A 20,123-nucleotide genomic window follows, 5' to 3' on the forward strand; every position below is an offset into this window, starting at 1 on the left:
GCCCCGCTCAATGTGTATCGGCGGCACAGAGATGACAGGCCAAAAACAAGGCCAATATATGGGATATTTCGTGATGCACGCTTTCCGCAGCCATACCTGCGCAGACTTGACTAAGGAAAATGTCGGTCAAACGATCCGCCTCTCGGGCTGGATTCATCGGGTGCGCGATCATGGTGGGGTTTTGTTCATTGACCTACGCGACCATTATGGGATGACACAAGTGCTCTGTGATCCCGACAGCGCTGTGTTTGCCGAGGTTGAAAAACTGCGTGCGGAATGGTGTATCCGCATTGATGGCGAGGTGAAGGCCCGTGATGCCAGCCTCGTGAACCCAAAAATTCCTACAGGCGAAATCGAAGTTTTTATTCGGGATCTCGAGGTTCTGGGTGCGGCGAATGAATTGCCCCTGACGGTCTTTGGCGATCAGGAATATCCTGAGGAAACCCGCCTGCGCTATCGCTATCTCGATTTGCGCCGCGAGGTGATGCAAAAAAATATGACCTTGCGTTCTGATGTTGTGGCCTCAATTCGCAAGCGGATGTGGGACAAAGGCTTTCGCGAATTCCAGACCCCAATTATCACGGCCTCTAGCCCTGAGGGCGCCCGCGATTTCCTTGTGCCTTCGCGTCTGCATCCTGGCAAGTTTTACGCGCTGCCACAGGCACCGCAGCAGTTTAAGCAGCTGTTGATGGTGTCGGGCTTTGATAAATATTTCCAAATCGCCCCTTGTTTCCGCGATGAAGACCCGCGCGCGGATCGCTCGCCGACTGATTTCTATCAGCTCGATATGGAAATGAGCTTTGTGACACAGCAAGATGTGTTTGATACGATCCAACCCGTGCTCAAAGGCCTGTTTGAGGAATTTGGTGGCGGCAAGAAGGTCGATCAAGACTGGCCGCTGATTTCCTATAAAGATGCCGCGCTGTGGTACGGCACCGATAAGCCAGACCTGCGCAACCCGATCAAAATGGAAGTTGTGAGCGAGCATTTCAAAGACTCGGGCTTTGCAATTTTCGCAAAAATCCTTGAGCAGGACGGCACCGAAGTGCGCGCCATTCCTGCCCCCACAGGCGGCAGCCGTAAATTCTGTGACCGCATGAATTCATGGGCGCAAGGTCAAGGCCTGCCTGGAATGGGCTATATGTTCTGGCGCGAAGGCGAGGATGGCACGATGGAGGCCGCAGGCCCCTTGGCCAAAAACATTGGCCCTGAACGGACCGAAGCCATCCGCACGCAATTGGGTCTTAGTGTCGGTGATGCGGTGTTCTTTATGGCAGGCAAGCCCGCGGATTTCGAGGCCGTTGCAGGGCGCGCGCGCACCGAAGTGGGCCGCGAATTGGGGCTGATTGATGAGAACCGCTTCGCCTTTGCATGGATCGTGGATTTCCCGATGTATGAAAAGGACGAGGAAACGGGCAAAATTGATTTCAGCCATAACCCGTTCTCGATGCCCCAAGGCGGGATTGACGCACTTGCGGGTGACCCGCTTGAGGTCTTGGGATATCAATATGACCTGGCCTGTAACGGCTATGAATTGGTGTCGGGTGCGATCCGAAACCACAAGCTTGAGATCATGTTCAAGGCGTTTGAACTTGCAGGTTATGGTGAGGACGAAGTCCGCCGCCGTTTTGGTGGTATGGTCAATGCGTTCCAATTCGGCGCGCCGCCTCATGGCGGCTGTGCGGCGGGGATTGACCGCATCGTGATGCTCTTGGCGGAAACGGCGAATATCCGCGAGGTGATCCTCTTCCCGATGAACCAACGCGCGGAAGATGTGATGATGAATGCACCCTCCGAGCCGATGCCAGATCAGCTGATGGAATTGGGTCTGCGGGTTTTGCCGCGCGACTGATCCCGTTTCACCCTTGCCAATTTTTGCGGCCTCTGCCCTGATGGGCGGGGGCCTTTACGCGTTTTGATGGGGGTTACGATGCAGGATTTGTCAAAATATGTGCCGCCCGCGCGGCCCGAATTCCAACACCGGCAAGGGCGCTATGCGCGGCTTGAACGGCTCAGGGCGCATTTACACGCGGATGAGCTGTTTCGGGCCTATGACGGCGCGGAAGATTTGTGGCAGTTTCTGCCCTATGGCCCTTTCATTTCTGCCGCCGCCTATCATCGCTTTTTGCGCGGCTTTGAGGTGGGCGAAGATCCTGTGTTTTACGCAATCCGCGACATGGCGCGGGGGCAGGTGATGGGCGTGGTCTCTTATTTGCGTATCGCGCCTGAGAAAGGATCGATTGAATTGGGGCATATATGCCTTGGCCCCGCCTTGCAAAAAAGCCCCGCCGCGACCGAAGCATTTTTTATGATGATGTCATGGGCCTTTGAGGCGGGGTATCGGCGTTTTGAGTGGAAATGCGATGCGCGCAACCTGCCCTCGCGCCGCGCGGCGCAGCGTTTGGGGCTGAGTTACGAAGGGGTGTTTCGCCAAGACAATATCGTCAAAGGCAAAAATCGTGACACCGCATGGTTTGCCGCCATTGATGCGGAATATCCCGCGCTGAAAGAGGCCTTTATCGCATGGCTTTTACCGCAGAATTTCGATGCGACAGGGCGCCAGATCGAACGTCTTTCTGACCTGACGGGATTGGTGCGGGTGGCGCGCGACCCCGCGCTTGGCTCATAGTCGTGGGCTGATTTCCGCGATTTTTTGTGTTAGCGCATGGCGCAGCGCCGCGCGGGTGTCACGCATCAGACCGCGCGCGGCTTCGGCCAATTCACGATCGCCAGCCTCCTGCGCGATGCCCATCAAGAAGGGGTGCAGATAGGGCAGGTGTGGGTCTGGCTGATCCAAGAGATCAATCGCATGGGTCAAATCCTCGCGATAGGCAATAGGGTTAGGGATCACGGTGTCGCCTGCCACAGCATGGGGGGTTTTAGGGGCCAAATCGCGGGGCAAATGGCGCAAGATTGTTTTTTGGAAATGCGCTAGGGTTTCGATGGGTTTGGTCAAAAAACCATCGGCACCTGCGGCCTTTGCCTCGGCGGCGCTGTCATGGGGGTCAGCGGCGGAACAAGCCAAGATCACGGGCAAGCGGGGGCTTGCCATGGCCAAATCTTGGATCAAATCCAAGCCAGACCCATCTGGTAGACCGAGGTCGATAATGGCCACGCTGGGGCGATAGACCTGCAGGTGACGCCGCGCGGAGGACAGGCAATCGGCGCGCCTTATCCGCGCGCCCGAACGCAGGCTCAGCAATCGCAGCGATTCCGAGGCGTATCGGCTATCCTCAACGATTAAAATGGTCAGCCCCATCAGCGGATTTAGCGCCTGCATTTTCGCCTGACGGGTTGGCGGCAATTTGAACTCATCCATTTCAGGCACCTCGAATTTGTGATTCCCTTCCCCGATTACAGCCTGTCGCGGTTACCGAAGGGTAAACAGGGCGCGACCACACGCCTCTTGCCCACAGGATTTTGCGCAGGCATATCGTGGGGCGAGTGACCGAAGGAGATGAAAATGATCGGTAGATTGAACCATGTGGCCATTGCTGTGCCTGATCTCGAGGCCGCGTCAGCGCAATATCGTGATACGCTCGGCGCAAAAGTTGGCGCGCCGCAGGACGAACCTGATCACGGGGTGACGGTAGTCTTCATCGAATTGCCCAATACCAAGATCGAGTTGCTCTATCCTTTGGGCGAAAATTCCCCCATCACGGGCTTTCTTGAGAAAAACCCCTCGGGCGGCATTCACCATATTTGCTACGAGGTCGAAGACATTTTGGCGGCGCGCGATAGGCTTCAGGAAAGTGGCGCGCGCGTTTTGGGCAAGGGGGAGCCGAAAATTGGGGCACATGGCAAGCCCGTGTTATTCCTCCACCCCAAAGATTTCACAGGCACCTTGGTCGAATTGGAGCAGGTCTAATGGGTATTGTCACAGGCCTCGTGGTTTATGCCATTGTATGGTTCATGTCGCTGTTTCTGACATTGCCGTTTTTCGTGCGCACCCAAGGGGATGAGGGCGAGGCTGCGCGCGGCACATCGCAATCTGCCCCCGCCTCAAGCTTTAATCTGCGCCGCAACCTGTTGATCAACACAGCCATTGCCACGCTGATCTGGGCCGTGATCGCGGGGATCATTTTATCGGGTCGTGTCTCTATCGAAGATATTAATCTCTTTGCCCTCTTTGGCATGGGCGACAGCACTTATTGACGTGCCCCCGTCAGGCCCACCCGATGGGCCATATGGGTAAAGGTCGCAGCCCCCAAGATGGGCACGATGAGGTTCAAGATTGGTACGCTTAAGGGGAGTGCCATCATGACCCCGCCTGCAAAAAATGTCAGGCGATTTTTGCGCCGAAATTCAATCGCCGATACGCGATCGAGGCGGCGCTGTGCCACCATCTGCGAATATTCACGCCCCAAGAGAAACCCGTTCAACCCCCAGAACACAAAGGGGGCGAAGGGCGTGAAATAAAGAACCAAGGCCAATGTGTTGGCCAATAGGATCACGCCCAAAAATCGTAGGCTGTCACCGATGGCTTCGGCCAATTTCACATGGCGGGCGGGCGGCAACTGGGGATAATGTTCTGCTTCAACCGCGTCTGCGATTTCGTCTAAGAACAACCCCGTAAAAGCCGATGCCACAGGCACCATCATCACCGATGACAGCAAGATCAAAAATGGCACGGCCGCCCATGAGAGTGCCGCCCCAAAGAAACTGATTGTGCCAATCCAAGGTAGGGTGATTGCATCAGGCAATAGCCATCCCAAAAAGATCAGAACCGCCGCTGAGATCGCAACCAGCAAAGCAATGGTCAACGCCACGCCGATCAACAAAACGCGCAAAAAGCGCCTGTCGCGGAATTGCAAAACGGATTTTAGGAAATCAGCAAGTAATGCGGCCATGTTGAGATGGCTCCTTTTGGGGCAGGTCTGTGCTTAGGTGGGGCAGGCCCCATCATGGCGCAAGGGCAAGGTCACGCCCTAATCGCGATATGTGACGATATCGCCCATCTCGGGGCGGGGGCGTTCTGGGGCCTTGGCGCTTGGCGTTCCAAGATGGATGAACCCTGCCACGAATTGCGGCGCCGTAATGCCATAGGCACGGGATAAAAATTCGGGATCAAAGGCCATCCATCCGCTCAGCCAATTTGCGCCAAAGCCGTGGGCCATCGCGGCATGCATCATTTCAAGACAAACCGCACCTGCCGACAACTGCTGTTCCAACAGGGGGATCGCGTCATGCGCAACGGGGTGAGACAGAACCGCGACCACAAGAGGGGACTGGTCAAATGCCGTGGCGGATTTTTCGACCTTTTCGGGCACGCGGCCTGCGCCATGGCCCAATTCGCGGGTGAGCGCGGCTAAGCCCGCGCGGCTTTCTGGCCCATGAACAACAAAGCGCCACGGGGCCAATTTTCCGTGATCTGGCACCCGCATGGCGGATGTGAGGATATCTTCCAACACCGCCCCCTCAGGGGCGGGGGCATTGAGCAGCTGCGCAGGGGTAGATCTGCGCAGGCGCAAAAATTCCGCCAATTGTGGCCAATGCGGGGGCTGATAGGGGGCGTCCGTCATGAATTTTTCGCCGCAGCCTTGCGCGAGGTTTTTCCGCCTTTGGCGGCCTTGGCCGCGATCAGCGCCAAGGCCTCCTCCATCGTGACGGCTTCGGGTTCGGTGCCCTTGGGCAGGGTCGCATTGATTTTGGCCCATTTCACATAAGGCCCATAGCGGCCATTCATCACCTGAACCGCCCCGCCATCAGGATGCTCGCCCAACTCTTTGAGAGGGGCGACCGTGGCCCCACGGCCTGCACCGCGCGAAGCGGCCTTGGCGGCCAAAACCTCAACCGCGCGGTTCATGCCGATCTCGAACACCTCATCCACGTCGGGCAGGTTGGCGTAAAGGCTGCCATGCTTGACATAAGGCCCGTAACGGCCAATGCCCGCCTCGACCAAAACGCCATCCTCAGGATGCGCACCAATCGCGCGGGGCAATGACAAGAGACGCAGTCCTTTCTCCAAATCCATGCCCGCAGGGGGCCATGTTTTGGGCAGTGAGGCGCGCGGGGGTTTGGGGCTGTCTTCAGTCGCTTCGCCCAATTGAACATAAGGGCCAAACCGCCCTGCTTTCAGCCACACGGCCTGTCCGCTTTCGGGTTCAACCCCCAGCATTTTATCGCCCTCGCTTTCCTCGCCATTGGGGGCGAGGGGGCGGGTATAGCGACATTCAGGGTAATTGGAGCAGCCGATAAACGCCCCACCAGAGCGCGCTGTGCGCAAGGATAGACGCCCTTCACCACAAGCCTGACATTGGCGTGGATCACCACCATCGGGGCGCTGTGGGAAGAGGTGCGGTTCCAACACCTCGTTGATTTTTTCCAAAACATCGGTGATCCGCAGCTCGGCGGTTTCATCGACCGCCGCTTTGAAATCGCGCCAGAAACGGGTCAGCAAATCGCGCCAATTGCGCGCACCTGCACTGACCTCATCCAGTTGGTTTTCCAAATCCGCAGTGAAATCATAGCCCACATATTTCTGGAAATAATTGCTGAGGAATATTGTGACCAAGCGCCCCTTATCCTCGGGGATCAGGCGCCCCTTATCTTTCAGCACATAGCCGCGATCTTGGATTGTGGTGACGATCGAGGCATAGGTGGACGGGCGGCCAATGCCCAATTCTTCCATGCGCTTGACCAAAGTGGCCTCGGTGTAGCGGGGGGGCGGTTGGGTGAAGTGGCGCTGTCCAAATACTGCGCCTGAATTGTCGATGATGCCCCCTTCCGAGAGGCGCAAGCCGCCGCTTTCGCTGGCTGTGGCCCCGTCCAAGGCCTTGGTGAAATCACCCATCAAACTGCTTTGATCAAAGCCAAGCTTGTCGCCAACCGCCATATTGGGCAGGCGATTTGCGTCTTCCTCATCGCTGTCATCGCGCCCTTCTACATAAACCTTGAGGAAACCCTCAAACTGGATCACCTGACCGCTTGCGCGCAGCACGACATTCTCATCGTTTGAGGAAATATCAACCGTGGTGCGTTCAAGGCGGGCGGCCTCCATCTGGCTTGCGATGGTGCGTTTCCAGATCAGTTCATAGAGTTTTTTCTGATCCGCATCCGTGATGCGCAGCTTTTCTGGCCCCATGGACATATCGGTGGGGCGGATACATTCATGCGCCTCTTGGGCGTTTTTGGCCTTGTTCTTATACATCCGCGGCGATTTTGGCAGGAAGTCTTCGCCAAATCGCGCGCGGATTGTGTCGCGGGCGGACATCACCGCCTCGGGGGCCATATCGATCCCGTCTGTTCGCATATAGGTGATATGCCCCGCCTCATAAAGGCGCTGAGCCGCGCTCATGGTTTGGCGCGCGCCCATGCCAAATTTGCGGCTGGCCTCTTGTTGCAGGGTTGAGGTCATAAAGGGCGGGCTTGGATTGCGGGTGGCGGGTTTCGCCTCGACACTGGCCACAGTGAGCGCACGACTTGCCACCGCACTGACCGCCATCTGGGTCGAGGATTGCGTGGCCAAGTCGAATTTATCCAACTTCTTGCCACCAAAATGGGTCAAACGCGCCTCAAAGGATTGTCCACGCGGTGTCACAAGGCCCGCGCGCACTGACCAATATTCTTGGGCGCGGAAGGCTTCGATTTCCATTTCGCGCTCCACGATCAGACGCAGGCAGACGGATTGCACACGGCCTGCTGATTTTGATCCGGGCAATTTGCGCCACAAAACAGGGCTGAGGGTGAACCCCACCAAATAATCCAACGCTCGCCGTGCCAAATAGGCATCGACCAATTCCATATCGACCTCGCGCGGGGCTTCCATCGCTTGGGTCACGGCGGTTTTCGTGATTGCGTTGAACACAACGCGGCGCACGGGCGTGTCTTTCTTAAGTGCCTTTTTCTGCGTCAGCGCCTCAAGCAAGTGCCAAGAAATCGCTTCACCCTCGCGGTCAGGGTCGGTGGCAAGGATCAAATCGGGGTCAGATTTCAGCGCATCCACAATCGCCTTGATGTGCTTTTTGCTGTCTGTAGCGACCTCCCATTTCATCTCAAACCCCGCGTCAGGATCGACTGAGCCATCCTTGGGGGGCAGGTCGCGCACATGGCCGTAAGAGGCCAAAACCGTATAATTCGCGCCCAGATATTTATTGATCGTCTTGGCCTTGGCGGGCGATTCGACAACGACAACGGGCATGAGTGGCAACCTAACTTTTTATGGAAATGTAATCGGTCTTAGGTCGCGCAACATTTGGTCTTGTGCAGGGTTTGTCAATGCACCCCTGTCACAATCACCCTATTTTTGTGGCATCTAGGCAGCGGTTTGGTGCCTCTGTGCGGCAGGGTCTGCGGCGCAATGATCACTGCGCGCCACCATGCCGCCTGCGCTGCGGGTGATCTCACCTGCAAGCTCCAACTCGGTCAAATGGCGAGCGAGATCGGCGCTGGACAGGGCGCTAACGCGCGCTGTTGTAGGGTCGGGCGGCTCTGCGCTGGCAGGGGCGCGGGCAAAAGCCCCCTCCAGATCAAGCGCTACGAGGACATCGCGCGCCTCGCGGATGAGATGCGCCCCTTCGCGCAGCAAAAAATTACACCCCGATGCGCGAGTGTCGAGCGGATGCCCCGGCACGGCCATCACCTCGCGCCCCTGTTCAGCAGCCATGCGCGCGGTGATCATCGACCCTGATCTTAATGCGGCCTCAATCACCAGAATACCGCGCGACAGCCCTGAAATGATGCGATTGCGCCTTGGGAAATGGCGCTCTTGGGGCGCGCGGCCCATCGGCATCTCAGACAGACGCAAACCGATTTGCGCGGCAAGTTCGGCGTTTTCGGGCGGATAGATCACATCCACCCCGCCTGCCATGACCGCGACCGTGCCTGTGCTGAGGCTTGCTTGATGCACGGCTGTATCAATGCCGCGGGCAAGGCCTGAGGCGGTCACAATCCCCGCTTGGCCCAAGTCGCGTGCCACAGCGCGCGCCGTCCGCAACCCAAGGGCTGACGCATTGCGCGTGCCGACCATGCCAACAATGGGGCGGGTGAGCAGGTCAAGATCGCCAATGGCCCACAGAAAAGGCGGGGCATCGGACAGTGCGGCAAGGGTTGCAGGTAGGCCGCCTCACCCAAAAACAGGGCGCGGGCCGCACAGCTTTGCGCCGCGCGAATTTCGGCCTGTGCCGCAGATTTGGAATAGACCGCATAGCCTGACACACCCGCCTTGGCCGCAATCTGTGGCAGGGCCGCCAAGGCATCGGCCCCCGATCCATATTCGGCAATCAATCGCCGATAGGTCACAGGCCCAACTTTTGGCGAGCGGATCAACCGCAGCCGCGCCAGGCGTTCGGCCGTGTCATCGGACGGGGCAGGGAGAGGGGCAGAAGGGGCGGCATGATCTGTCATGCCGCAACCCTAGACGCAGCTTGGTTGAGAAGGCGTTAATGCAGGATCAGGCCGAACCGCCGACTGTCAGACCGCCAATCATTAATGTAGGTTGACCGACCCCCACAGGCACCCATTGCCCCGCTTTGCCGCAATTCCCCATGCCCGGATCTAGGGCCATATCATTGCCAATCGCGCGGATTTGCTTCAGCGCAGTGGCCCCATCTCCGATGAGCGTAGCCCCTTTGACAGGCGCCCCGATCTGGCCGTTTTGCACGCGATAGGCCTCGGTGCAGGAAAAAACGAATTTGCCATTGGTGATGTCAACCTGCCCGCCGCCAAAGCCAACCGCATAAATCCCGTCTTTCAAATCCGCCAAAATATCGGCAGGCGCGTTGTCGCCGCCAAGCATATATGTGTTGGTCATCCGCGTCATCGGGGGGTGGGCATAAGATTCGCGCCGCCCATTTCCTGTCGCAGCCACACCCATCAGGCGGGCAGATTGGCGGTCTTGCATGTAGCCAACCAAAATTCCGTCCTCAATGAGCGGGGTGGCTTGGCTTTGCGTGCCCTCATCATCAATCGAAATGGATCCACGCCGATCAGGCAGCGTGCCATCGTCCAAAACAGTCACGCCTTTGGCCGCCACTTGCTGCCCCATCAGACCTGCGAAGGCGGATTGGCCTTTGCGGTTGAAATCCCCCTCTAGACCATGCCCCACAGCCTCGTGCAGTAGGATACCTGGCCAGCCTGGCCCCAGCACCACATCAATCACGCCCGCAGGGGCAGGGACGCTGTCGAGGTTCACGCAGGCTACGCGCAGGGCCTCACGTGCAACCGATTGCCAATGCGCAGGGGCCATGACGCGGCCAATCGCAAACCGCCCCCCACCGCCTGCCGAGCCACTTTCACGGCGGCCTTTTGCCTCGACAATGACCGATATGTTCAAGCGCACCAAAGGCCGTGCATCGCGCAACACCTGTCCCTCAGGGCGGAGGATTTCGACCTCTTGATGCGAGGCGGCAAGCGATACAGACACTTGCACAACGCGCGGATCAAGGGCGCGGGTATAGGCGTCAATCTCGCCCAATAGATCAATGCGGGCCTCAAAGCTGCTGCCATCCATTGGGTCATTGGGCATATAGAGGTGGCGGTTGGTGCCTTGTGGGGGGGCGGCCATGATCCCGCCGCTTTGGCGAATGGCCATGCGGGCAGTGTCACTGGCGCGGGACAGGGCCGCTTCGCTTAACTCGGTCGCATGGGCATAGGCTGAAACCTCCCCCAAGACCGCGCGCAGCCCGAATCCCTCGCTTGCGTCATAGGAGGCGGTCTTGATCCGCCCATCATCAAAAACCAAGGCCTCAGATCGTTTTCTTTCAAGAAATAACTCTCCGTCTTCGGCCCCTGTCAGGGTTGCGCGCAACAGTCGCAGGGCGGCCTCTTGGTCGAGGGATGTCTCGAAGGGACGGAAGCTACTGGCACGATCAGACACGCAAATTCCTTTCAAAATTGGGCACTTGGCCCGCATTCCGCCGCCGCGGCGGCAGCATAACCACCCCATGTGAGCCGTGAAAATGATCCAAATCAACATTCCCAAGGGTGAGACATTTTTATCCAATGTCTTGTAATGTAACCCTCTATATGGTTGTTGCAGCTTTGAACGCAACGGGATGTCACAGACCTTAAACGGGCATCACGAAAAAACAGGACGACATGACAATGGCACTTCGTACCAAGCTCTCAAGCTTTTGGGCCGCAGCAGCGGCAACATTTGCCCTGACGGGTGGTGCATCTGCGCAGGCGTTGCGCGATGGTTTGGAGATTATCGGCGCACCCCATCTGGGTGGTGTAAATATGCAAACAGGCGTGACCGAATTGGCGCATGACGTTCGCATGTTGGATAGTCTGCTTTTGGTGATTATCACCGCGATTGTTATCTTCGTGACCGCATTGATGGTCTATTCCATCGTGCGCCACAATCGCCGTGCGAACCCAAAACCTGCAACCTTCACCCATAACCGCAAGATCGAGATCATCTGGACAGTCGTGCCAATGATCATCTTGTTTGTGATCGGCGGCTTCTCGTTGCCTGTGTTGTTCAAGCAGCAGTCCATTCCTGATGGCGAAGTGGTGATCAAGGCAACAGGCTATCAGTGGTATTGGGGCTACGAATACCCGCAGCATGACATTGTTTTTGACAGCTTCATGTTAGCCGAAGATGAATTGGCCGAATACGGCTACACGCGCGATGAATATTTGCTCGCCACCAACACGGCAATGGTTGTGCCAACAGGCCGCGATGTTGTGGTTCAGGTCACGGGCGCGGATGTGATCCATTCTTGGACAATTCCCGCCTTCGGTGTGAAGCAGGACGGAATCCCGGGTCGCCTTGCGCAGCTGTGGTTCAATGTTGAGCCTGGCCGTGAAGGCATCTATTTCGGGCAGTGTTCTGAGCTGTGCGGCGTGAACCACGCCTACATGCCGATCACCGTCTTCGCAGTGACCCCTGAGGAATATGACGCATGGACACGCGGCGAAATCAGCGACTTCGCCTCTGTAGATGCGCGTGCGCCACAGGTTGTGGAACTGGCCGAGGCGCAATAAGCGCAGCAAAGCTTCTGCCAAGCCACCCGCGCAATCAGGTGGCTTGGCGATTTCGCAAATAACCCCCCTAAGGACGCGCCCGCAGATGAGCGATGCATCCATTGATATCACGACCAAATCGGCGAAACCCGCTGAACTGGAACCCAAAGAAGCAAGCTTTGGGGATTATGTGCTGCTGCTTAAGCCGCGCGTGATGTCTTTGGTGGTGTTCACCGCCTTTGTTGGCATTGTCGCGGCCCCTGTGGCGCAGCCTTTGTTCATCTCTTTCTGTGCCATTTTGTTCGTCGCCATTGGTGCGGGGGCGTCTGGCGCGCTGAATATGTGGTATGATGCCGATATTGACCGCGTCATGAAACGCACCGCCTCGCGCCCTGTGCCGTCTGGGCGTGTCACCGCGCAAGAGGCGTTTCAGATCGGTCTTGCGCTCTCGGTCATGTCGGTTGTGTTCCTTGGCCTTGCGACCAATTGGGTTGCGGCGGGGCTCTTGGCCTTTACCATCTTTTTCTACGTTGTGATTTACACGATGTGGCTGAAACGCGCGACCCCGCAGAATATCGTCATTGGTGGCGCGGCAGGGGCCTTTCCCCCAATGGTGGGATGGGCCGCTGTAACGGGGGATGTTTCGCTGGCCTCTACGCTAATGTTCGGCTTGATCTTCATGTGGACGCCGCCGCATTTCTGGGCCTTGGCCTTGTTTATGAAGTCGGATTACCACAAGGCCGATGTGCCGATGCTGACGGTGACCCATGGGCGCGCGGCGACCCGCCGCCATATCTGGATTTACACTGTGCTCTTGGCGCCTGTGGCGCTTGGCATTGGTGTGACGCAAATCGGCGGCCCGCTCTACATGGCGGCAGCGGTGGTTTTGAACCTGATCTTCTTGAAAGGCGCGTGGGATATCCGTGCCCGCAGCGAAGATGTGGCAGAGGCCGATGGCTATGCGACTGAAAAGAAATTCTTCCGCTTTTCCCTGTATTACCTTTTCCTGCATTTCTGCGCGATCTTGGGCGATATTGCCCTGCGCGCCGCGGGTCTGTCATTGGGGGGGTGGTAAGCTATGGCGATCCGTGAACAAAGCGATATGCACAAGCGCCGCCTGAGCCGCAATATCGGCGTAGGGCTGAGCCTTGTTGCCTTTTGCGTGATCGTCTTTGGGATGACGGTGGCAAAAATCCGTGAAGGCTCGAAGATGGAGGCCTTTGATCATCAACCGCGCGTGTCGATGACCCCTGCGCAAGAGGGGCAATCAGGAGGCACGCAGCAATGACGCAAAACCGTAAAACTGTTTACAGCCTGTTTGGTGTCATCGTCTTTATGGGGGCGATGGCATGGGCGGCTGTGCCGCTTTACGATCTTTTTTGCCGTGTCACGGGCTATGGCGGCACCACGCAAGTTGCGGATACTGAAAGCGCGGTGGTGTCCGATCGCATCATTACTGTGCGCTTTGATGCAAGCACCGCGCGCGACATGCCGTGGGAATTCCGCCCCATGCAGCGCGAAATTGATGTCCGCCTAGGCGAAACAGCCTTGGTGTTTTACGAGGCCTATAACCCGACCGATCAAGTGGTGGCAGGCACTGCGAGTTATAACGTGCTGCCCTATACGGCGGGCGCGTATTTTGCAAAAATCGCCTGCTTCTGTTTCACCGAGCAGGTGCTGCAACCAGGTGAGCGGGTCGAAATGCCTGTGACCTTTTTCGTAGACCCCGAAATCCTTGAGGATGAAGAGGCCTATGACACACAAGAAATTACCCTGTCCTATACATTTCATGTTATGGATATAACCGAAGAACTTGCCGCCCTGAGCGGCACAACTGAATGACCGAAAGCGAAGGACCAAAACAGATGTCCCATGCAAAGAACCACGATTATCATATCATTTCGCCCTCGCTCTGGCCGTTGATTGGCGCCGTTGGGGCTTTTGTAATGCTCACGGGCGGCGTGCTGTGGATGCATGGCTCTGGCCCGTGGATGTTCCTGATGGGCCTTGTGGCTGTCCTTTACGTGATGTTCGGCTGGTGGTCGGATGTGGTCGCGGAAAGCAACCAAGGCGATCACACCCCCGTTGTGCGGATCGGCCTGCGCTATGGCTTTATAATGTTCATTATGTCCGAAGCCATGTTCTTCGTTGCATGGTTCTGGGCGTTCTTTAAGCACGCGATATACCCGATGAACGAATATCTCGGGTCGCAATATGTGCAGCCAAGTTTCTATCAGATGGATGTCTGGCACCTACCTCTGATTAACACGCTTGTTTTGCTGTTGTCGGGTGCGGCGGTGACATGGGCGCACCACGCGTTGGTGCACAATGAAAGCCGTAAGGATGTTGAATGGGGCCTTTTGATCGGCGTCGCGCTTGGCTTGTTCTTTACGGGGCTGCAAGCCTTTGAATATTGGGAGTTGCTAGCGCACAAAGACTGGACATTCGGTGGCGATAAGTTTTTCTCTACCTTCTTCCTTGCGACCGGTTTCCACGGGATGCACGTGATCATCGGAACAATCTTCTTGTTCATCTGCTATTTGCGCGTGCGAAGTGGCCATTTCACCGCCGAGAAACATATCGGCTTTGAGGCGGCCGCATGGTACTGGCACTTTGTTGATGTGGTCTGGTTGTTCTTGTTTGCCGCAGTCTATATTTGGGGCATTGGCGGCTGAGCTGGTCCCGCGTGATCACCTGATTTCGGAACGGCCCGCCACCACAAAGGCGGGCCGTTTCTCGTTCGACCCGCCATCGATGAGAGGTGCTATGACACATTCGCGTTTTGCGATTTTCTCGGTTCTGTCATTCGGGGTTGCGGGGGCCGCTATCCTGATTGCGCTTGGCGTGTGGCAGACCCAACGTTTGTCTTGGAAACAGGGCGTGTTGGCCGATATCGAGGCGCGGATTGTTGCTGAAGCGGTGACCTTGCCTGACGCGCCAGATGCGATCCGTGATCGGTATTTGCCTGTGATGCTTGAGGGGCCGTTTATCCGCGAGGCAGAAGACACGCTGCGCGTCTTGGTCAGCCGCAAGGGCGTGGGGGCGGGCTATCGCCTGATCTCAGGGTTTGAGGATGATCTGACGGGGCGCCGTATCCTTGTGGATCGTGGGTTTTTACCCGTGGCCGATGAGATGCGTTCTGCGCCAGAAGGCCGCTTTGCCCTCACGGGCAACCTGCATTGGCCAGATGATCGCAACAGTTCGACCCCCGATAATGACCGCGCCGCAAATATCTGGTTCGCGCGCGATTTGGCGGATATGGCCGCGGTGCTTGGCACAGACCCCTATCTTGTGGTGCTGCGTGATGGCACCCCGCCAGAGGCAGACCTGACACCGATGCCCGTGGACACATCCGCCATCCCCAATGACCATTTGCAATATGCGGTGACATGGTTTTCGCTTGCAGCGGTATGGTTGGGGATGACAGCCTATCTTCTGTGGCGTATCAGGCACAGAACGCTTTGAAGGGACAATAACCATGCGCTACATCTCGACACGCGGCACAGCGCCTGAACTGACATTTGAGGACGCCATGTTGACGGGGCTTGCCCGTGATGGGGGGCTGTATGTGCCTGCAAGCGTCCCGCAGTTGAGCCATGCTGAGATCGCCGCAATGGCGGGTCTGCCTTATGAGGAGGTCGCTTTTCGCGTGATGCGCCCCTTTGTGGGCGATACATTCAGCGATAGTGAATTTGGCGATATCATCACCCGCGCTTATCAGGGCTTTCGCCACGCAAGCCGCGCCCCGCTCAAGGAATTGGCACCCAATCATTTCCTGATGGAATTGTTCCACGGCCCCACCTTGGCGTTCAAAGATTTTGCGATGCAGCTGATTGGGCAAATGTTTGAGCATAGCCTGACCAAACGCGGGCAGCATGTGACCATTGTGGGGGCAACGTCAGGCGATACAGGCTCTGCCGCGATGGAGGCATTTCGCGGGCTTGATGCGGTGTCGGTGTTCATCCTGTTCCCCCATGGCCGTGTGTCCGAGGTGCAGCGCCGCCAAATGACCACGGTCACCGAGGCCAACGCCCATGCTTTGGCCATTGACGGCACATTTGACGATGCGCAGGCGCGGCTCAAAGATATGTTCAATGATCTCACCTTTCGCGATGAGGTGCGCTTGGCAGGGGTGAACTCGATCAACTGGGCACGTGTCATGGCGCAGGTTGTTTATTATTTTACCGCCGCAGTCAGCCTTGGCGCCCCACATCGTGCCGTCAGCTTTACCGTGCCGACTGGTAATTTCGGTGATGTTTTTGCGGGCTATATCGCGCGCCAAATGGGTCTGCCGATTGATCGTCTTGTGGTGGCGACCAACAGCAATGACATTTTGGATCGCGCCTTGCGCACGGGCGGCTATCATATGGGCGGTGTGCAGGCCACAATCAGCCCTTCGATGGATATCGAAGTGTCGTCCAACTTTGAGCGGGCATTGTTTGATGCGTATGGTCGTGACGCAGGCGCGGTTGTGCAATCCATGGCTGCGTTGAAATCCGAAGGCGGGTTTGACATCAGCCAAGGCGCGCTTGAGGCTCTGCGGGACATCTTTGCCTCGGGTCGTGCAAGCGAGGATGAGACATCCGCGATGATCACATCTTGCCTGTCAACATCGGGCGAGCTGCTTTGCCCCCATACCGCAGTCGGGGTTCATGTAGCCCAAGATCACCTTGGGGCGACCCCGATGGTTACATTGGCCACAGCGCATCCTGCGAAATTCCCCGATGCGGTCGAGGCGGCAACGGGCATCCGCCCTGCATTGCCGCCCCATATGGCAGATTTGTTCGAGCGTTCCGAACGGGTGCAGCGCGTGCCAAATGACCTTGCCGCACTTGAGGCTTTGATCCGCGAAAAGGTGGCCGCATGAGTGTTGAGATGCACCAACTCTCCAACGGGTTGCGGGTGATCACCGAACGGATGGAGGGGCTTCAATCCGCAGCAATCGGGGTTTGGGTGTCCGCAGGGGGCCGCCATGAGCGGGTCGAGCAAAACGGCATCGCGCATTTCCTTGAACATATGGCGTTTAAGGGCACGAAACGGCGCAGCGCGCTGCGAATCGCCGAGGAGATCGAAGATGTAGGCGGCTATATCAACGCCTATACCTCGCGCGAAGTCACCGCCTATTACGCGCGCGTGCTGGAACAAGATGTGCCCCTTGCCCTTGATATGATTGCCGATATCGTGCTGAACCCTGTGTTTGATCCGCGCGAGATTGAGGTTGAACGGGGCGTCATCCTGCAAGAAATCGGTCAGGCGAATGACACGCCTGATGATGTGATTTTCGACTGGCTTCAGGAAACGGCCTATCCCAACCAACCGCTTGGGCGCACCATTCTTGGCCCCAGTGAGCGGGTGCGCAGCTTTGGTCGCGAGGATTTCAGCCAATTCGTGACCGAACATTATGGCCCCGATCAGATGATCCTATCGGCCGCAGGGGCGGTGGATCACGCGCAGATCGTGCGACTGGCCGAAGAGAATTTTGGCCATTTGCCCTCACGCCGCGCGGCCCCGGCACCGTTGGCGCAATTTGCAGGCGGAGAATTCCGCAAGGTCAAGAAACTGGAACAGGCCCATATTGCGATGGCCTTTGAAACACCAGGATATCGGTCCGACGACATCTACACCGCGCAGATTTACGCAAGCGCGCTTGGCGGGGGCATGTCCTCGCGCCTTTTCCAAGAACTGCGCGAAAAGCGTGGCCTGTGCTATTCGATTTTTGCCCAAGTGGGGGCCTTTGATGAAACGGGCCTTCTCACCATTTACGCAGGCACGGGCGGCAAGGATGTGGGGGATTTGGCGCTTTTGAGCATGGATGAGATCAAGCGCGCCGCAAGTGATTTGAACCAAGCCGAGCTTGATCGCGCGCGCGCGCAGATGAAAGCGGGGCTTTTGATGGGGCTGGAAAGCCCATCTTCCCGCGCCGAGCGTCTGGCACGGGTTTTGGCTATCTGGGATCGTGTGCCGCCCTTAGAGGAAACTGTGGCGCGGATTGATGCGGTCAGCCTTGCGCATATTCGTGACTTTGGCGCAGGGATTGCCGAAAGCGGTGCGCTTGCCTTGGCGCTTTATGGGCCCGTCAGCAAAGCGCCTGATTACGCGCAATTGACGCAGCGTTTGGCGGCTTGATGCTGAGGCGGCGGCCGAAACTTGCCATCGAAACCGAGCGCATGACCCTGCGCCTGCCTCTGCATGAGGATTATCGCCATTGGGCGGGATTGCGCGAAGCGTCAGCCGCCTTTCTGCAGCCATGGGAGCCTGCTTGGTCATCGGATCATCTGACCCGCAAAAGCTTTTCCGCGCGGGTCTATTGGGCACAGCGTGCCTCATCGGAGGAAAGCGCGCTGCCGCTGTTTTTGATCCGCCGCGAAGACCAACGCCTGCTTGGCGCGGTCACATTGGACAATATTCGCCGTGGCCCCGCGCAGGCGGGAACGATTGGCTATTGGATTGGGCAGCCATATGCGCGCAACGGATATATGCGCGAGGCGGTGGTGGCCTTGATCCACTATGCTTTTACCCGTCTTGATCTGTCCCGTATTGAAAGCGCCTGTTTGCCTGAAAACACCCCCTCCCGTGGTCTTTTGGAGAAATGCGGCTATAAATATGAGGGGGTCGCGCAAAGTTATTTGCAGATCAATGGGCGCTGGCGCAATCATGTGCTTTACGCCAATTTGCGCAGTGACCGCCGTGGCCGCACCGAAGTGGGCTAAGGCTTTGTGGGTGTAAGGGGGACAGGCGTGACAGCTTCATCAAAACTTGAAGCGTTGAAGGGCGATTTGCCTGCGGATATTTGGCGCGAGGCGACCCCGAACTATCTCGAAGAACCGCGCGGACGCTGGCAGGGCAAAGCTGCGGCGGTTTTGGCACCGCGCTCTACCGAAGAGGTTGCTTTGGCCCTGCGCGCCTGTGCGGCCCATCGGGTGGCGGTGATCCCCTATGGCGGCGGCACGGGCTTGGTCGGTGGGCAGCTGTCTGAAAATTTTGATCATGGCGTGATTGTATCTCTCGAGCGGATGCGCGCGATCCGCGCGATGGACGAAGATGGGCGCAGCCTAACCGTTGAGGCGGGTGTCATCTTGGCCGATATTCACGCGACCGCGCAAAAGGCGGGGCTGCTTTTCCCCTTAAGCCTTGCGAGCCAAGGATCGGCGCGCATAGGCGGCCTTTTGGCGACCAATGCGGGCGGGGTGAATGTTCTGCGTTATGGCAATGCACGGGATTTGGTCTTGGGCATTGAGGCGGTGATGCCCGATGGCAGCATTTTTCACGGGCTATCGCCTCTACGCAAAAACAACACGGGCTATGATCTGCGCCATTTGCTGATCGGCTCAGAGGGCACATTGGGCATCATCACAGCGGCCAGTTTGCGGCTTTTTCCTGAGCCTGCGGCGCAAGGCGCGGCCCTGATGGCTGTGCCTGATCCTAGCGCGGCCCTGTCTCTGTTGCGAATGACGCAGGATGTGGTGGGCGAGGGGCTTTCGGCCTTTGAATTGATGCACCGCCAAGGGTTTGATTTCTTGGCCGAGGTTGGGCCAGATTTGCGCCAACCTTTTGATGAAATCCCCGAGTGGTGCGTGCTGATCGATTTGGGCCTTGGTGTGGGTCAAGATCCCGCCGCGCTATTAGAGGGACTTTTTGCCCGCGCCTTTGAGGCAGATTTGGTCAGTGACGGGGTGATTGCCCAATCCATGGCGCAGCGGGATGATTTCTGGGCCCTGCGCGAAAATATCCCTGAAACAAATCGGCGCATCGGCTCAGTGAGTTCGCATGATATTTCCTTGCCCGTGGGGTTGGTACCTCAGTTTATCGCGGACATTCCCGCTCGCATCGCCCAGATCGGGGAATTCCGCCATAACTGCTTTGGCCATATGGGGGATGGGAATTTGCATTACAACATCTTCCCCATGCCAGGCAAAACCCGGGCGGATCATCTGGCAGAGCGGGATGTGATCAAGCGCGCCATGCATGATTTGGTACATGAGATGGGCGGATCCGTATCTGCCGAACATGGGATCGGGCGGCTTAAGGTGGATGACCTTGAACGCTATGGCGACCCTGCCAAATTGGCCGCGATGCGAGCGATTAAGGCCGCTCTTGATCCGCACGGCATCATGAACCCAGGCGCAGTATTGCGCGGCAGATAGTTTCAACTGAAAATTCAAATACTCTGGTAAAACTGTGCGCTTACTATAACGTTTGGCTCATCGATCAGTTTT

At 57.4% G+C, this 20,123-nt stretch carries 19 protein-coding genes and 1 pseudogene; 14 read left to right on the forward strand and 6 right to left on the reverse strand.

The genetic code is table 11. The features are described from left to right. Positions 1-73 precede the first annotated feature (73 nt). Positions 74-1,852, forward strand: a complete 1,779-nt coding sequence (aspS, locus tag AAC622_RS03045; protein ID WP_340261402.1) for an aspartate--tRNA ligase — start codon at positions 74-76, stop codon at positions 1,850-1,852. Positions 1,853-1,930: 78 nt separating this feature from the next. Continuing rightward, entirely contained in the window at positions 1,931-2,629 is a 699-nt protein-coding gene (locus AAC622_RS03050) for a GNAT family N-acetyltransferase (RefSeq protein ID WP_340260252.1), read from the forward strand. Here AAC622_RS03050 and AAC622_RS03055 read toward each other — a convergent pair. Beyond that, entirely contained in the window at positions 2,624-3,319 is a 696-nt protein-coding gene (locus tag AAC622_RS03055; protein WP_340260253.1) for a response regulator, read from the reverse strand. The genes AAC622_RS03050 and AAC622_RS03055 overlap by 6 nt on opposite strands. A 144-nt stretch (positions 3,320-3,463) precedes the next feature. Between AAC622_RS03055 and mce the strand changes: the two genes are divergently transcribed. Continuing rightward, positions 3,464-3,868, forward strand: coding sequence for a methylmalonyl-CoA epimerase (gene mce / locus AAC622_RS03060; RefSeq protein ID WP_340260254.1), 405 nt, complete (start codon positions 3,464-3,466; stop codon positions 3,866-3,868). Beyond that, positions 3,868-4,155 carry a DUF1467 family protein gene (locus AAC622_RS03065; RefSeq protein WP_340260255.1) on the forward strand — a complete coding sequence of 96 codons (288 nt, stop codon included), beginning with the start codon at positions 3,868-3,870 and terminating at the stop codon, positions 4,153-4,155. Before mce ends, AAC622_RS03065 begins: the two co-directional genes overlap by 1 nt. Here the strand turns inward: AAC622_RS03065 and AAC622_RS03070 are convergent. The 5 genes and pseudogenes from AAC622_RS03070 to tldD form a co-directional block, all read right to left on the reverse strand. Then, positions 4,149-4,850 (reverse strand): EI24 domain-containing protein, encoded by a 702-nt coding sequence (locus tag AAC622_RS03070; RefSeq protein ID WP_340260256.1) that lies wholly within the window; start codon positions 4,848-4,850, stop codon positions 4,149-4,151. The genes AAC622_RS03065 and AAC622_RS03070 overlap by 7 nt on opposite strands. 78 nt (positions 4,851-4,928) lie before the next feature. Next, entirely contained in the window at positions 4,929-5,522 is a 594-nt protein-coding gene (locus tag AAC622_RS03075) for a nitroreductase family protein (protein ID WP_340260257.1), read from the reverse strand. Beyond that, complete coding sequence (gene topA / locus AAC622_RS03080) at positions 5,519-8,140, reverse strand: type I DNA topoisomerase (protein ID WP_340260259.1); 2,622 nt, start codon at positions 8,138-8,140, stop codon at positions 5,519-5,521. Before topA ends, AAC622_RS03075 begins: the two co-directional genes overlap by 4 nt. Positions 8,141-8,254: 114 nt before the next feature. Further along, a pseudogene (gene dprA, locus AAC622_RS03085) lies at positions 8,255-9,345 on the reverse strand (DNA-processing protein DprA). Positions 9,346-9,391: 46 nt separating this feature from the next. Then, complete coding sequence (gene tldD / locus AAC622_RS03090; protein WP_445322592.1) at positions 9,392-10,852, reverse strand: metalloprotease TldD; 1,461 nt, start codon at positions 10,850-10,852, stop codon at positions 9,392-9,394. Between the two features lie 191 nt (positions 10,853-11,043). On the opposite strand from tldD, the gene coxB reads away from it, so the two are divergent. The 10 genes from coxB to AAC622_RS03140 all read left to right on the forward strand — a co-directional run bounded on the left by coxB (position 11,044) and on the right by AAC622_RS03140 (position 20,051). Then, positions 11,044-11,928 carry a cytochrome c oxidase subunit II gene (coxB, locus tag AAC622_RS03095; RefSeq protein WP_340260261.1) on the forward strand — a complete coding sequence of 295 codons (885 nt, stop codon included), beginning with the start codon at positions 11,044-11,046 and terminating at the stop codon, positions 11,926-11,928. Positions 11,929-12,013: 85 nt separating this feature from the next. Beyond that, positions 12,014-12,982 carry a heme o synthase gene (gene cyoE / locus AAC622_RS03100; protein ID WP_340260263.1) on the forward strand — a complete coding sequence of 323 codons (969 nt, stop codon included), beginning with the start codon at positions 12,014-12,016 and terminating at the stop codon, positions 12,980-12,982. Positions 12,983-12,985: 3 nt separating this feature from the next. Then, complete coding sequence (locus AAC622_RS03105; protein WP_317655154.1) at positions 12,986-13,195, forward strand: hypothetical protein; 210 nt, start codon at positions 12,986-12,988, stop codon at positions 13,193-13,195. Then, the gene (locus tag AAC622_RS03110; RefSeq protein WP_340260264.1) at positions 13,192-13,749 is read left to right on the forward strand and encodes a cytochrome c oxidase assembly protein; all 558 of its coding nucleotides are present in this window, start codon (positions 13,192-13,194) and stop codon (positions 13,747-13,749) included. Before AAC622_RS03105 ends, AAC622_RS03110 begins: the two co-directional genes overlap by 4 nt. A 23-nt stretch (positions 13,750-13,772) precedes the next feature. Then, complete coding sequence (locus tag AAC622_RS03115; protein ID WP_340255574.1) at positions 13,773-14,582, forward strand: cytochrome c oxidase subunit 3; 810 nt, start codon at positions 13,773-13,775, stop codon at positions 14,580-14,582. A 91-nt stretch (positions 14,583-14,673) separates the two neighbouring features. Continuing rightward, complete coding sequence (locus AAC622_RS03120; protein WP_340260265.1) at positions 14,674-15,372, forward strand: SURF1 family protein; 699 nt, start codon at positions 14,674-14,676, stop codon at positions 15,370-15,372. Between the two features lie 13 nt (positions 15,373-15,385). After that, complete coding sequence (thrC, locus tag AAC622_RS03125) at positions 15,386-16,774, forward strand: threonine synthase (RefSeq protein ID WP_340260266.1); 1,389 nt, start codon at positions 15,386-15,388, stop codon at positions 16,772-16,774. Continuing rightward, the gene (locus tag AAC622_RS03130; RefSeq protein ID WP_340260267.1) at positions 16,771-18,033 is read left to right on the forward strand and encodes a M16 family metallopeptidase; all 1,263 of its coding nucleotides are present in this window, start codon (positions 16,771-16,773) and stop codon (positions 18,031-18,033) included. The genes thrC and AAC622_RS03130 overlap by 4 nt, the downstream gene beginning before the upstream one ends. Continuing rightward, the gene (locus AAC622_RS03135; protein ID WP_317655148.1) at positions 18,033-18,617 is read left to right on the forward strand and encodes a GNAT family N-acetyltransferase; all 585 of its coding nucleotides are present in this window, start codon (positions 18,033-18,035) and stop codon (positions 18,615-18,617) included. Before AAC622_RS03130 ends, AAC622_RS03135 begins: the two co-directional genes overlap by 1 nt. A 27-nt stretch (positions 18,618-18,644) precedes the next feature. Further along, on the forward strand, positions 18,645-20,051 hold the full coding sequence (locus tag AAC622_RS03140; RefSeq protein WP_340260269.1) for an FAD-binding oxidoreductase: 1,407 nt from the start codon (positions 18,645-18,647) through the stop codon (positions 20,049-20,051). Positions 20,052-20,123 lie beyond the last annotated feature (72 nt).

The organism is Roseobacter sp. HKCCA0882, assembly GCF_037805225.1.
GTDB lineage: Bacteria > Pseudomonadota > Alphaproteobacteria > Rhodobacterales > Rhodobacteraceae > M30B80.